Origin of the sequence: Rhodoferax antarcticus ANT.BR (assembly GCF_001938565.1) — a bacterium.
GTDB classification, from domain to species: Bacteria; Pseudomonadota; Gammaproteobacteria; order Burkholderiales; family Burkholderiaceae_C; genus Rhodoferax; species Rhodoferax antarcticus.
The window spans coordinates 262,037-274,875 of sequence record NZ_MSYM01000001.1 but is presented as its reverse complement, the minus strand read 5'-3'; the positions used below and the strand labels follow the sequence as shown (position 1 = coordinate 274,875).

Genomic DNA, 12,839 nt, shown 5'->3' with positions numbered 1-12,839 from the left:
GTCAAATTCAAGCAACGTGTCAGGCAACTGACGCAACGCAGCAGTGGACGCAGTATGGGGCAAGTGGTTGAAAAACTGCGGCCTTACCTGCTGGGATGGAAAGCGTACTTTAAGTTGGCGCAGGAACCAAAAGTCTGGCGAGAGCTTGACGAGTGGGTGCGCCGACGCTTGAGGGCGATACAACTCAAACACTGGAAAAGAGGAACCACAATTTATCGAGAACTGCAGGCGCTGGGGGCAACGGTAAAGGTTGCAAGACAAGTGGCGGCAAATGCCAGTAGATGGTGGCGCAACAGTGGGCGAGCGCTGAAAAGCATTCTCACAAGCGCCTACTTTGACCGTCTCGGAGTACCCCGATTCTCATGACCTCAACTTCTCGAACCGCCCGGTGCGGACCCGCATGCCGGGTGGTGTGGCAGGGGCGCAGTCAGCGATGGCTGCCCCCTATGCCGATTGATACTTAAAAGCGGCCGCCAGAGTAGCGGCTGTTCAGCACCCCTTGCAGGGTTTGCACCACGCCAAAAGCGTCTTTGAGCTGGCTGCGCTCGAAGTTGGACAACTCGTCCAGCGCCAAAAAGTTATCAGGCTCCTGGCCTTGCGCAGTCTGGCGCGCCTGGTGCGCAATGCGCAGCTTGGACAAAAACTCCAGCGCGTCGCGCAGGTCACGGGCGCTTTGCTCGCTGACCTGGCCGGCGTTGGCTGACACCTCCAGCCGGTCATGGGTATTGGCTTGCGACACGCCAGCGGCCAGCGCGTAGGTGCGCGCCAAATCCACGATGGGCACGATTGCGCTGTGTTTCAGGTCGATGGTGTTGGGGTGGTCGCCGCCTTTGAGCAGGGTAATGGCACCAAACAGGCCCAGCGGTGGGCGGTGTTTGAGGGCGTTGCCAACCATGTGCGCCAGAAACAAGCTGTTGCCCTTGGTGTGTACCAGCACGTCCCGGCGCAGGCTTTCTAGCAGCTCGGTTTTGCCGTAAATGCCGCGCAGGTCAAAAAACACGCAGGTCAGCATCAGCGCCTTGGGTTTGGGCTGTTCGATCCATTTGCGGAAGTATTCGGCCCAGACCTTGCGCGGCTGGCGCCAGGTGTCGGTCATGGCCATCATCTCGCCGGGGCAGTGGATGTAGCCACAGGCGTCCAGGCCATCGCACACCAGCTTGGAAAACGCCTTGAAATACGTGCCATGCGCGGCCTCGTCATAGCTGTCGTCCAGGATCAGGCAGTTGTCTTGGTCCGACTTGGCGGTTTGTTCGTTGCGCGCCTGGCTGCCTGCTGCCACCCACAGATAGCCTACAGGTGCCGGACCCAGTTGCTGTTCGGCCAGCTGGATCAGCCGCACGGTCAGTGCGTCGGTGATGGCGGTAATGATGTGGCCACTGCTGTAAGCGCTGGCGTCGGCTGCGGCGAGTTGCTGCTGCAGCTGTTTGACGCGCCCGCTGAGCGCTTGAAGCCCGTCCAGCGTGGTTTGTTTGTAGATGTCAGAGGCCAGGTACACCGGCGAGGCGCTGTGCTGCTCGGTCAGGTTGGTGGTGGTGATCATGCCTACCAGGTGCTCGCCGTCGAGCACCGGCAGGTGGTGGATGTGGTGGCGCGCCATCAGCAGCAAGGCTTCAAAGGCCGGGCTGTTGGCCTGCACCGTCAACAGTGTGCAGCTGGCGATGCTGGCCACTGGTTGGGTCACATCCAGGGCGTCGGCCACCACTTTGTTGCGCAGGTCGCGGTCGGTGACCAGGCCAAAAATCGCATTGTCTTGCATCAGCAAGACAGAAGACACGCGCAGCTCGCGCATGAGTTGCGCGGTGGCCTGAATAGGGGTGCTGGGTGGCAGGGTGATGGGCGCGCGCTTGACCAGCGTGCGAATTGGCGTGCTGAGCAGGTGCAGGGCGGTGGCCGCGTCGCCACTGGTGTCTGGCGTGCCGGGTTGGGTTGAGATGGGTGTGACCGACGCAAAGAAGTACAGCAGCGCGGGCTGCTTGGCGCACAACGCCTGTAGCAACTGCGGGGCGAGCCAGGCCAGCTCGCAGTCGGTGTGCGCTGTGGCCTGCCAGGTTGACAGCTGGCGCGCAGGCGTGGCACCGTAACCCAGCATCTGCCCGGCACCCAAGCGCACCGACAGGCCCAGATCGGGGTCGTCCAACTGCACTTCGCCGTGCAGCACCAGGGCCAACTGGCTGCCCAGTTGGCCCTGCGCAGCCAGGACCGTGCCGCTGGGCGCTGCCTGTATTGAAAACTGGGTTTCCAGGCTGTGCAGATGTTTGGCGGACAGCTGTTGCCACACCGGGTGCTGCGCCAGTTGGGCGGCAAGCAGCGGGTGGGGATGGGTTTTGGTAGCGCTGTGGGGCATGAGGAAGACCGTGTTGCAGGGTGAATCAAGGCGCAGCGTCAGGCTGGGGTCTTTGGGCTGGTGTGGCCAAACTTGAGGACGCGGGTGGCCATCACGGTTTCCACAAAAAAGCACAGCAAGGCCAGCAGAAACAGCGTCACACCCAGCAAAAACAGAATGCTGGCCAAGCGAAAAACATTGATTTCAGCGGTTTCGCCGAGAAACAGCGCCATGATGGTCAGCCCGATCATGATGCCGCAAAAGGTCAGCAAGGCAATGCAGCTGTTCACCAGCGCGCCGCGCTGGCGCAGCAGCTTGAGCTCTTTGAAGGTCAAGGTCATCGGGTCGCTCTTCGGGGATTTGTCGACCTGCGCTTCCAGCACCCGGGCGCGGTCAATGATGCGCGCCAGCCGCCCGGCGGCGGTACCAATCATGCCGGCCACAGCGGTCAGCAAGAAAACCGGCGCCACCGCGAGCTGAATGCCGTGCGAGACGGATTGAAGGTCGGTTGCAAAAAACATGGGTGTTCCTGTGGGGTTAGCGGCTGCGCATCAGCAGGGCAGCAAAACCGACGGCGGCCAAAAAGATGAGCAGCAGCGGGAAAACCAGCCCGACCGACCATTCAATCAGCGCACCCGAGCCAGCAGAGGCCACCAGCCCGCCGAAAGTGTAGGTCAGCACCAGCACCGCAGTGCTGTTGACCAGAGTCAGGCCTTTTTCGCGCGCGCCGATGTCGACCATGGCCAGGGTGTAAAGCGCGCCACCGGCGGCACCCCATAGCGCCACCACCGGCCAGATCAGCCACGGTGTGCCTGCCACCCACGGCCCTGGCAGGGTGCTGAGCAGAATCACGCCGGCAAACACCGTCATCAAGGTGCGCCGCCCGCTTGCCGGGTTGGTAAACCGGTCAGCCAACATGCCCGAAGGCAGCGCCATCAAGGTGCCACCCGCGCCACTAACCGACACCAGCAGCGTGGCAGCACCTGCGCCCAGACCCAGCGCCAGGCCATATAGCGGCAGGGTCGCGCCCAGACCCAACTCGAAAAACCCGCCAATGAACCCGGCCAGCATGATCACCGGGCGCGCCAGCACCGCCCGCCTCAGCCCCCGCAGGCCAACGCTGGCGCTGTGGCTGTCGTGATCGGGCGGCAGTTTGGGGATCAGCGCGGTCCAGGCCAAGCCCACGCTCACCAGCGCCAACACGCACCAAAGAGCTGCTTGGGTATTGCTGGTGCCCACTGCCGCCAACAGGACGGGGCCGATCACAAAGGTGAGCCCGACCATGGTGGCGTAGATGCCAATGGTGCGCCCCAGATGCCTGGGCGGAGCAAATTCAGCAATAAAGGCCTCGGCCAGCACCCAGCGCAGACCACCGGCCACCCCGGCCAGCAACTGCAATGCAAACCAGACCCACAACACGTCGGTTAGCATGAACCCCAGCGCAGACACCAGCGGCGCGCCGCAAGCCAGCCACATCGACGGGCGGCGACCGACGTGACGAATCAACTGCGAGGCAAACGGCGTGATCAGGAAAATACCAGCCCAGGTGGTGGCCGCAAACAGCCCGGCCACGGTGGTGGAGACTTGTGCGTCTTTGAGCATCAACAGCAGCAGGGGCGACAGCATGAAGATGCCGCAGAGCTCGAAAAAAGTCGAGCCAAACACCGCCACCAAACCGACGCGCGAGCCTGCCATCACGCCGCGCGCGCCTCCAGCAGGGCGCGCGCCACTTCTGCAAAGCCGGCACCGCGCTCAGCGGCCGTCTCGTAGCGCGGCCAGTGGACCATTTGGCCAGCAAAGCGGTGGATGTTGGCCACGCCGACGCTGTGCACAAAGTGCTCAAACATGACTTGGTCGTTGGTCGAGTCGCCGACATACACCCACTGGCTCAGCTCAGCATCCAGATCCCGGCCAAATAGCCTGCGCACCATCCAGCGCGCGGCTTCAAGCTTGTTGTGGCTGCCGATCCAACCGTTGATGTGGATGCTGCTCACCGTGGCCTGCATGCCGTGCGCCTCGAACAACGCCACCACTTGCGCCACCTGATCGGGGTTCAGCCGGTGCACCTCGTTGTAGTCGATGGCGGTGTCGGTTTCGCGCCCGGCGTGGTCCCCAGACAAGGCGCTGCCCGGCACTTGCTGCAGGATCAGCTCGGCCACCTGGCGCATCTTCAGCTGGTTGGCTGCCAAATAGCTTGCATTAGCATAGTATATTTTTGATAGCTGCTCGCGCTTATTGCATAAGGGCTGGAAGCCATTTTCATCATTAACTTTAGGTGCGAAGGCAACGCCGCCGTTCTCCGCCACCATGGCATCCACCGCCCAAGCGGGCAAGCCGTGCGCTGCATCGCCCAGCGCATGCGGGGCGCACCAGCCCACCGGTCGCCCGGTGATCGGAATCACCGCCAGCCCCGCCGCTTTCAGATCAGCCAGGGCCTGCAAAGCCTCCGCAGTGATGGCCTGATGGGTGGTCAGCGTGTCGTCAATGTCGGTGAACACGCCGATGATTTTCTGGCGCTCAGCCAGCGGCCATTGCGCCAGCGGCAACATCGCGTGCGGCATGTCAGCCAGCGCTTTGCAGGGCCAGCCCGGCGTGTTCACGCAGTGGGTGGAAATGAATTTTGGGGAAACGCTCTTGTGCCAGGCGCACGTCATACGGGCTGGTGCACAGGTAGGCCAGGGTGTTGGCCGCATCACGCGCCATGCGCTGCGGGTAGGCGTTAACAAAGTCTTTGAGCTGCTGCGGCGTGTCGGCGGTGATCCAGCGCGCACCGGTGTACTGGCTGCTCTCCAAGCGAATGTCGGCGTCGTATTCGCCCTTCAGGCGGTACTGCACCACTTCAAACTGCAACTGACCAATCGCACCTAGGAGCATGTTGCCGCCCATTTCGGGCCGAAACACCTGGATGGCGCCTTCTTCACCGAGCTGCGCCAGACCCTGCTGGAGCTGTTTGGTTCGCAGCGGATTTTTCAGAATCACGGTGGTGAACATTTCAGGCGCAAAAAACGGCAGGCCGGTGAACAGCAGGTTGACCGAGCCGTCGGTGATGGTGTCGCCCAATTGCACCCCGCCGTGGGTGGTGAAGCCGACGATGTCGCCAGCGTAGGCTTCTAGCACCGCTTCGCGGCGCTGGCTCATGAAGGTGACGACACTGGTTGGGCGCAATTCTTTGGCAGTGCGCATGACCTTGAGTTTCATGCCCGGTGTGTATTTGCCGCTGGCCATGCGCACAAAAGCGATGCGGTCGCGGTGGTTGGCGTCCATATTCGCCTGTACCTTGAACACCACGCCGCTGAAGGCGTCGTCATCGGGCTGCACCTGTTTGATAACCGGCTGCTTGTTGACCACAAAGCTGCTGGTGCGCGGGCCAGGGGAGGGTGCCAGGTCCACCAGCGCGTCGAGCACTTCCATGACGCCAAAGTTGTTCACGCCTGAGCCAAAAAACACCGGGGTTTGTTTGCCCGCCAGAAAAGCTTCGCGGTCAAACGTGGGGGAGGCGCCGGTGGCCAGCTCCATGCTTTCCAGCGCGGTGTCCCAGTCTTGGCCGAAGCGTTTTTGCAGTGCAGCCGGCTCAGACAGCGCCATGGCATCAAAGTCGTGCGGCAGTCGCTCGGAGCCGGATTCAAACACCGTCATCACCTGCGTGCGCAGGTTGATGATGCCGCCAAAGGTTTTGCCTTGGCCCACCGGCCAGGTCATCGGCACGCAGGGCATGCCGAGCTCACGCTCGACCTCGTCCAGAATGTCCAGCGGGTCGCGCACTTCGCGGTCCATCTTGTTGACGAAGGTGATGATGGGGGTGTCGCGCTGGCGGCAGACCTCGATCAGGCGGCGGGTTTGCGCTTCAACCCCGTTGGCCGCGTCGATCACCATCAGCGCTGAGTCCACCGCGGTCAGCACCCGGTAGGTGTCTTCGGAAAAGTCTTTGTGGCCGGGGGTGTCGAGCAGGTTGATCACATGGTCGCGGTAGACCATCTGCATCACCGAGCTGGCCACCGAGATGCCGCGCTGCTTTTCGATTTCCATCCAGTCACTGGTGGCGTGGCGGGTGGCTTTACGCGCCTTCACCGACCCGGCAATCTGAATCGCGCCGGAAAACAGCAGCAGCTTTTCGGTCAGTGTGGTTTTACCCGCGTCGGGGTGGGAGATGATGGCAAAGGTGCGGCGGCGCCGGGTTTCGAAAGCGTAGGTCACAAAAAAGTTCTCGGGTCTGGGTGGCGTGATGCGCGGGGCAATCGCCTGCGGGCGCTTAAATCGGGTTTCATTGCGCCAGGTCAACGGCATGCAGGCGGGCTATTTTAAAGGGAGCCCGGCGTTGTTGTTGTGTCGGGATTGGTGCTAAATTCGAAGCGCGGCCAGAGCCCGGCAAGTGTCGGTTCAGGTCAGTGTCAAAACCTCGCATATTTCGGCTCAAACCACCTTCACCCACAGCGCAGGACACCCCACCATGGCCATTAACACCCTGTCCACCCAAGTCTTTGCCGGGCAACGCCCGGGCACCTCCGGTTTACGCAAAAAGGTGACCGTTTTCATGCAGCCGATGTACCTGGAAAATTTTGTCCAGGCGCTGTTTGATGTGCTTAACGGCGTGTCCGCCGACGCTCAGGTCGGCACCGCCCTGCACGGGCAAACCCTGGTTGTGGGCGGCGATGGGCGCTATCACAACCGGGCCGCGGTGCAAACGATTTTGAAGCTGGCAGCAGCCAACGGCGTGCAACGCGTGCTGCTGGGCCAAGGCGGCATTTTGTCGACACCTGCCGTCAGCGCGGTGATCAGAGGTCGTCAGGCGTTTGGTGGCATCGTGCTGTCTGCCAGCCACAACCCGGGTGGGCCCGATGGCGACTTTGGCATCAAATACAACGCCAGCAACGGTGGCCCGGCCAACGAGGCACTGACCGAAGCGGTTTATGCCCGCACCCAGGTACTGGCCCAAGTGCGCATCAGCGACGCCCCGGATGTGGATATCAATGTGCAGGGTACCTGTGGGTTGGACGGCATGCAGGTGGAAGTGATCGACCCGGTGGCGGACTATGCCGCCGTGATGCACAGCCTGTTTGACTTCGACATGCTGCGCGGCATGTTCAAAGCCGGTTTCAGGGTCCGTGTGGATGCCATGAATGCGGTCGGCGGCCCCTATGCCAAGGCGATTCTGGAGGGCGAATTGGGTGCGCCGGCTGGCACGGTGGTCAACGCCGTGCCGCTGGAAGACTTTGGTGGTCTGCATCCTGATCCAAATCCGGTCAATGCAGAAGACCTGATTGCGCACATGGCGCGTGAGGATGCGCCAAATTTCGGCGCGGCATTGGACGGTGATGCCGATCGCAACATGGTGGTGGGGCGCAACTTCGTGGTTTCACCGTCGGACAGTCTGGCGCTGATGACGGCTCACGCCAAGCTGGTACCGGGTTACAGCCAGGGGCTGCTGGGGGTGGCGCGTTCCATGCCTACCTCGGCCGCGGTGGACAGGGTGGCTAAGGCGCTCGGGATTGATTGTTACGAAACACCCACCGGTTGGAAATTTTTTGGCAACCTGTTGGATGCCGGGCGCGTCACGCTGTGCGGTGAGGAGAGTTATGGCACCGGCTCCAGCCATGTGCGGGAAAAAGATGGCTTGTGGGCGGTGTTGTTTTGGCTGAGCCTGCAAGGTGTTAGCGGACGCTCGGTGCAATCTCTGGTGACCGATCACTGGCGCACCTATGGGCGCAACTATTACTCACGGCACGACTATGAAGCCATTCCCACGGCGGTGGCGGATGCGCTGATGCTTGACTTGCGCGCGCAGTTGCCGCAGTTGCAGGGCCGCTCTTTTGACGCGCGCACTGTGGTGCTGGCGGATGACTTTTCGTACACCGACCCGGTGGATGGCTTGGTATCGGCCAAGCAGGGGATTCGGCTGGTGTTTGACGACGGTGCACGCGTCATCTTCCGGCTGTCAGGCACCGGCACAGAGGGTGCCACGCTGCGCATCTATTTTGAAAATTACGAAGCCGACACTGCCCACCAGGACAGCCCGGTGCAAGAGGCACTGGCGGACTTGATCGCCATTGCCGAACAAGTGGCCGGGGTACGTGCGCGTACTGGTATGGCCGCCCCCACTGTGGCGACCTGACCCATAGATTTCTCAGTAGTCCATGACCTTGAAAGCGAGGAGATCGTATGTTGCAAGAAAGTGAAAAAACCCTTGAGACGCATCAGTTGGTGCGTCATACGGTGGCCCTGGTGCTGGCGGGTGGCCGTGGCTCCCGGCTGAAGCAACTGACAGACTCACGCGCCAAACCGGCGGTGTACTTCGGTGGCAAATTTCGCATCATCGACTTTGCCCTGTCGAACTGTCTGAACTCTGGTATCCGGCGCATGGCGGTGGTGACGCAGTACAAGTCGCATTCGCTGATGCGCCATATGCAGCGCGGCTGGAGCTTCCTGCGCGCTGAACTCAATGAAATGGTCGATCTGCTGCCCGCCCAGCAGCGTGCCGGCGAGGAGCATTGGTACCGCGGCACCGCCGATGCCATTTTTCAGAATATTGACATCATTCGTTCCAGCAACCCGAAGTACATCGTGATCCTGGCGGGGGACCATGTCTACAAGATGGACTATTCGATCATGGTCAAAGACCACGCTGCGCAGGGCGCAGGCTGCACCGTGGGCTGCATCGAAGTGCCACGTGCTGAAGCCAGTGCCTTTGGTGTGATGGCTGTCGACGCTGATTGGCAGATCACCGCTTTTGTGGAAAAACCCGCCGACCCGCCGCCGATGCCGGGCAATGATGCGGTCTCGCTGGCAAGTATGGGTATTTATGTTTTCGATGCGGACTACCTGTACCAACTGCTTGAAGCCGATCTGGCCAACCCCGATTCGGAGCATGACTTTGGCAAGAATGTGATTCCGGCAGCGGTGGCTGCAGGGCGGGCGTTGGCGCACCCGTTTGGTTTGTCCTGTGTGTCGCGTGTGGCAGATGTGGCGCCTTACTGGCGCGATGTGGGCACGATCGATGCCTTTTGGTCTGCCAATCTGGATCTGGCTTCCACCGTGCCTGAACTCGACATTTATGACACCGACTGGCCGATCTGGACCTACCAACGCCAGTTACCGCCCGCCAAATTTGTGCCCGACACGCTGGGAAACAACGGTGTCGCGGTGAATACCTTGATATCCGGTGGCTGCATTGTGTCGGGCTCGTATGTGGGACATTCGGTGCTGTTTTCCGAGGTGCGGATTCACTCTTTTTGCCATATCGACGAGGCGGTGCTCTTGCCGGATGTCACCATCCAGCGCAATTGCCGCTTGCGCAAGGTGGTGGTTGATCGGGGGTGTGTTTTGCCCGAGGGGTTGGTGGTGGGTGAAGACCCGGTGCTGGACGCCGAGCGCTTTGAGCGCACCGAAGGCGGTGTGGTGTTGGTCACCCGTGAGATGTTGGATAAGCTTTAAGTCAAAGGTTTTCAGATGAATGTGTTGCAAGTCAGTGCCGAGATATTTCCCCTGCTCAAGACCGGCGGTCTGGCAGACATCACTGGGGCCTTGCCCGCCGCATTGCGCAGCGTGGGCTGCGATGTGCGCGTGGTGTTGCCGGGTTTTCCGGCCATCCTGGCTGACTTGAGCGACTCGTGGGTGCTGGCTGAGTTGACGGCACCCTGGGGCGAACGTTTGCAAGTGCGCCAGGGCCGACTGCGCACGCTGGCGGTAGATGCCTATGTGATTGACTTGGCGCATTTGTACGCCCGCCCGGGCAGCCCCTACGAAGACGCTTGGCGCCAGCCGTATGCTGACAACCACCGTCGCTTTGCTTTGTTGAGCTGGGTGGCGGCACAGCTGGCGCATGGGCTGGATGCCCATTGGCAGCCCCAGGTGGTGCATAGCCACGACTGGCATGCGGGCTTGACTTCGGCCTACATGACCTTCATGCCGCTGACTTCGCTGCGCGTGGCGACGGTCTTTACCGTGCATAACCTGGCCTATCAGGGCGTGTTTTCGCCCGCCTGTTTTTACGAGTTGGGCTTGCCATACGAAGCCTTTGCCGTCAACGGCGTCGAGTTTTACGGTCAGGTTTCTTTCATGAAGGCTGGGCTGTACTACGCCGACCACATCACCACGGTGAGCCCAACCTACGCCAAAGAGATTCAGACCCCACAGCAGGGCTGCGGTTTTGACGGCTTGCTGCGCACGCGCTCGAGCAGTTTGTCGGGTATTTTGAATGCGGTGGACGATACGGTCTGGAATCCCGCGACCGATCCTCATCTGCCCAGTCCATACCAAGTGCAGGATATGGCTGGCAAGGCGTACTGCAAGGCGGTCTTGCAGCAAGAGCTGGGTTTGACGGTCAAGTCAGACGCACCGCTGTTTGGTGTGGTCAGCCGATTGACGGATCAGAAAGGCCTGCACTTGGTGCTGGATGCCTTGGATGCCTTATTGGCTCGTGGTGGTCAATTGGTGCTGCTGGGCACCGGCGATGCCCATTTGGAAGCGCTCTTTAAAGCGCAGGCGGCGCAGCATCCAAACGCGGTGTCGGTTCGCATTGGCTACGACGAAGCCTATGCTCATCGCATTTTTGGCGCGGCAGATGTGATCCTGGTGCCCTCGCGGTTTGAGCCTTGTGGCCTCACGCAAATGTACGGTTTGAAGTACGGCAGCCTGCCTCTGGTGCATCGCGTGGGTGGTCTGGCGGACACGGTGGTCGACTGTTCTCTGGAAAACATGGCTGAAGAGCGCGCCAATGGCTTTGTTTTTGACGACTTCAATCCGCAGGCGCTGGAGCGCGCCATGGCGCGTGCCTTTGCGCTTTACGCACGCCAACCCGAATGGGAGGCAGTGCGAGGCCGCGGTATGCAACAGGATCTTGGTTGGTACAGTGCCGCACAACAGTACGCGGCCCGGTACCAGCATTTGTGCGCTTAGGTTTTCGTCTGTTATCGGGCCCTGACTGGCCGAAAGTCGGCTGGCCCCCTTTTTTTGGACAACCCAATGCCTAGTTCTTTGATGGAACTGCGCCGCGCTGGCGTGGTGCTGCACCCGACCTCTCTACCTGGCCCCCACGGTTCAGGTGATCTGGGCCCCAACGCCTATTACTTTGTGGACTGGCTGAACAAGGCCGGGCAAACCCTGTGGCAAACCCTGCCCCTAAGCCCGGTCGGACCTGGCTTTTCTCCCTACATGGGCAGTTCGGTGTTTGCGGGAAACCCGATGTTGGTGGCGCTGGAGCCTTTGGTGGCACGTGGCTGGATCCCAGCTGAGAGCCTGCAGGAACAGTTTGACGACTTGAAGGTCGATTACCCGCAGGTCATGCCTTGGCGCATGGCGCGCCTGCGTGACGCTTATGCCGGGTTTGCGGCAAGTGCTGGCGTGTCCGGCCAACAAGATTTGGCGCAGTGGGCGGCATCACAGAAGATCTGGCTGGAAGACTATGTGTTGTTCATGGCAATGGATCAGGTTTTTAGCCCGAGTCTGTGGCCGCAGTGGCCCGCGGACTTGGCACTGCGGGAACCAGCTGCGTTGGCGCAGGCGCGCCTGCAATACGCCGATGAGTTGGCGTTCTGGCGCTTTGTGCAATGGCAGTTTGACCAGCAGTGGCAAGCGCTAAAGTCCTATGCCCACAGCAAAGGTGTTTTGATGGTGGGCGATTTGCCCATTTTTGTGGCGCATCACGGTGCCGATTGCTGGGCGCGCCCGGATTTGTACCTGCTGGATGCTAGCGGTCAGCCGCAGGTGGTGGCGGGTGTGCCGCCTGATTTCTTCTCGGTAACAGGCCAGCGCTGGGGTAACCCCCTTTACAAATGGGAAGCGATGCATGCCGACGGTTACCGTTGGTGGATAGAGCGTGTCAGGCGGCAACTGGCCCTGGCTGACGTGATTCGGATTGATCACTTCCGTGGTTTTGTGGACTACTGGGAAATTCCCGCCGATGAACCCACTGCCGTCAAAGGCCGTTGGCGAAACGGGCCGGGTGATGCCCTGTTTAACGCATTGACCGAGGCGCTTGGGCCTTTGCCCATCATTGCTGAGGATCTGGGCATCATCACCGACGAGGTGGTGCGTATGCGTGAGCGCACCGGTTTTCCAGGGATGCGGGTGATGCAGTTTGCGTTTTCGGGCGATGCGCACCATCCCTTTTTGCCACATAACTTCGACCCCAACACCGTGGTCTATACCGGCACCCATGACAATGACACGCTGCTGGGCTGGTGGGCCAGCTGCAGTGCGCATGAGCATGCCTTTGCGTTGCGTTACCTCGATGCGACCGAAGAAGACTTCACCTGGGCGCTGTTGGGTGCCGCTTCGATGTCTGTAGCCCGGTTATCCCTTTGCCAGTTTCAGGACGTGCTGGAACTGGGCACGGCACACCGCATGAACGTGCCGGGCACCACAGAGGGCTGCTGGTCTTGGCGCTTTTCGTGGGACTGGGTGACGCCGCAGATGTCAGAGCGCCTGGCCCACCTTAGTGCCGCCAGTGCCCGCGTCGGGTTTGAGCGGCTGGGCCTGAACGCCTGAGCGATCTGCTCGCGCCGCAGCCCGGCGCTCACTA

At 61.1% G+C, this 12,839-nt stretch carries 10 protein-coding genes; 5 read left to right on the top strand and 5 right to left on the bottom strand.

Translation table 11 applies throughout. The features are described 5' to 3' along the window. Positions 1-366, top strand: a 366-nt coding sequence (locus BLL52_RS01360) for a group II intron maturase-specific domain-containing protein (RefSeq protein ID WP_274534878.1), incomplete at its 5' end; no start/stop codon positions are given. A gap of 94 nt (positions 367-460) precedes the next feature. Here BLL52_RS01360 and BLL52_RS01355 read toward each other — a convergent pair. From BLL52_RS01355 to BLL52_RS01335, 5 genes are read right to left on the bottom strand one after another with little or no spacing between them, the layout of a single operon-like run. Beyond that, positions 461-2,344, bottom strand: a complete 1,884-nt coding sequence (locus tag BLL52_RS01355) for a putative nucleotidyltransferase substrate binding domain-containing protein (RefSeq protein ID WP_075584926.1) — start codon at positions 2,342-2,344, stop codon at positions 461-463. Between the two features lie 38 nt (positions 2,345-2,382). Beyond that, positions 2,383-2,844, bottom strand: coding sequence for a DUF2721 domain-containing protein (locus BLL52_RS01350; protein ID WP_075584925.1), 462 nt, complete (start codon positions 2,842-2,844; stop codon positions 2,383-2,385). Positions 2,845-2,860: 16 nt separating this feature from the next. Then, complete coding sequence (locus tag BLL52_RS01345; RefSeq protein WP_075584924.1) at positions 2,861-4,018, bottom strand: MFS transporter; 1,158 nt, start codon at positions 4,016-4,018, stop codon at positions 2,861-2,863. Next, on the bottom strand, positions 4,018-4,872 hold the full coding sequence (locus BLL52_RS01340) for an HAD-IIB family hydrolase (protein WP_075584959.1): 855 nt from the start codon (positions 4,870-4,872) through the stop codon (positions 4,018-4,020). The genes BLL52_RS01345 and BLL52_RS01340 overlap by 1 nt, the downstream gene beginning before the upstream one ends. 13 nt (positions 4,873-4,885) lie before the next feature. Further along, on the bottom strand, positions 4,886-6,517 hold the full coding sequence (locus tag BLL52_RS01335; protein WP_075584958.1) for a peptide chain release factor 3: 1,632 nt from the start codon (positions 6,515-6,517) through the stop codon (positions 4,886-4,888). A gap of 253 nt (positions 6,518-6,770) precedes the next feature. Here BLL52_RS01335 and BLL52_RS01330 point away from each other — a divergent pair, with 253 nt between their 5' ends. From BLL52_RS01330 to malQ, 4 genes are all read left to right on the top strand, one after another. Beyond that, a complete protein-coding gene (locus BLL52_RS01330; RefSeq protein WP_075584957.1) occupies positions 6,771-8,432 on the top strand; it encodes an alpha-D-glucose phosphate-specific phosphoglucomutase in 1,662 nt (553 codons plus the stop codon). 47 nt (positions 8,433-8,479) lie between these two features. Beyond that, positions 8,480-9,751 carry a glucose-1-phosphate adenylyltransferase gene (gene glgC, locus BLL52_RS01325; RefSeq protein ID WP_075584923.1) on the top strand — a complete coding sequence of 424 codons (1,272 nt, stop codon included), beginning with the start codon at positions 8,480-8,482 and terminating at the stop codon, positions 9,749-9,751. Between the two features lie 15 nt (positions 9,752-9,766). Next, the gene (gene glgA, locus BLL52_RS01320) at positions 9,767-11,215 is read left to right on the top strand and encodes a glycogen synthase GlgA (RefSeq protein ID WP_075584922.1); all 1,449 of its coding nucleotides are present in this window, start codon (positions 9,767-9,769) and stop codon (positions 11,213-11,215) included. Between the two features lie 66 nt (positions 11,216-11,281). Next, complete coding sequence (gene malQ, locus BLL52_RS01315) at positions 11,282-12,805, top strand: 4-alpha-glucanotransferase (protein ID WP_241838939.1); 1,524 nt, start codon at positions 11,282-11,284, stop codon at positions 12,803-12,805. The last annotated feature ends 34 nt before the right edge of the window (positions 12,806-12,839 follow it).

Excerpts from the sequence above, each read along its gene's own strand:
- glgA (WP_075584922.1), top strand. The coding sequence starts at position 9,767 with ATGAATGTGTTGCAAGTCAGTGCCGAGATATTTCCCCTGCTCAAGACC.
- malQ (WP_241838939.1), top strand. The coding sequence starts at position 11,282 with ATGCCTAGTTCTTTGATGGAACTGCGCCGCGCTGGCGTGGTGCTGCAC.
- BLL52_RS01350 (WP_075584925.1), bottom strand. The coding sequence starts at position 2,844 with ATGTTTTTTGCAACCGACCTTCAATCCGTCTCGCACGGCATTCAGCTC.
- BLL52_RS01330 (WP_075584957.1), top strand. The coding sequence starts at position 6,771 with ATGGCCATTAACACCCTGTCCACCCAAGTCTTTGCCGGGCAACGCCCG.
- glgC (WP_075584923.1), top strand. The coding sequence starts at position 8,480 with ATGTTGCAAGAAAGTGAAAAAACCCTTGAGACGCATCAGTTGGTGCGT.
- BLL52_RS01345 (WP_075584924.1), bottom strand. The coding sequence starts at position 4,018 with ATGGCAGGCTCGCGCGTCGGTTTGGTGGCGGTGTTTGGCTCGACTTTT.
- BLL52_RS01340 (WP_075584959.1), bottom strand. The coding sequence starts at position 4,872 with ATGTTGCCGCTGGCGCAATGGCCGCTGGCTGAGCGCCAGAAAATCATC.
- BLL52_RS01355 (WP_075584926.1), bottom strand. The coding sequence starts at position 2,344 with ATGCCCCACAGCGCTACCAAAACCCATCCCCACCCGCTGCTTGCCGCC.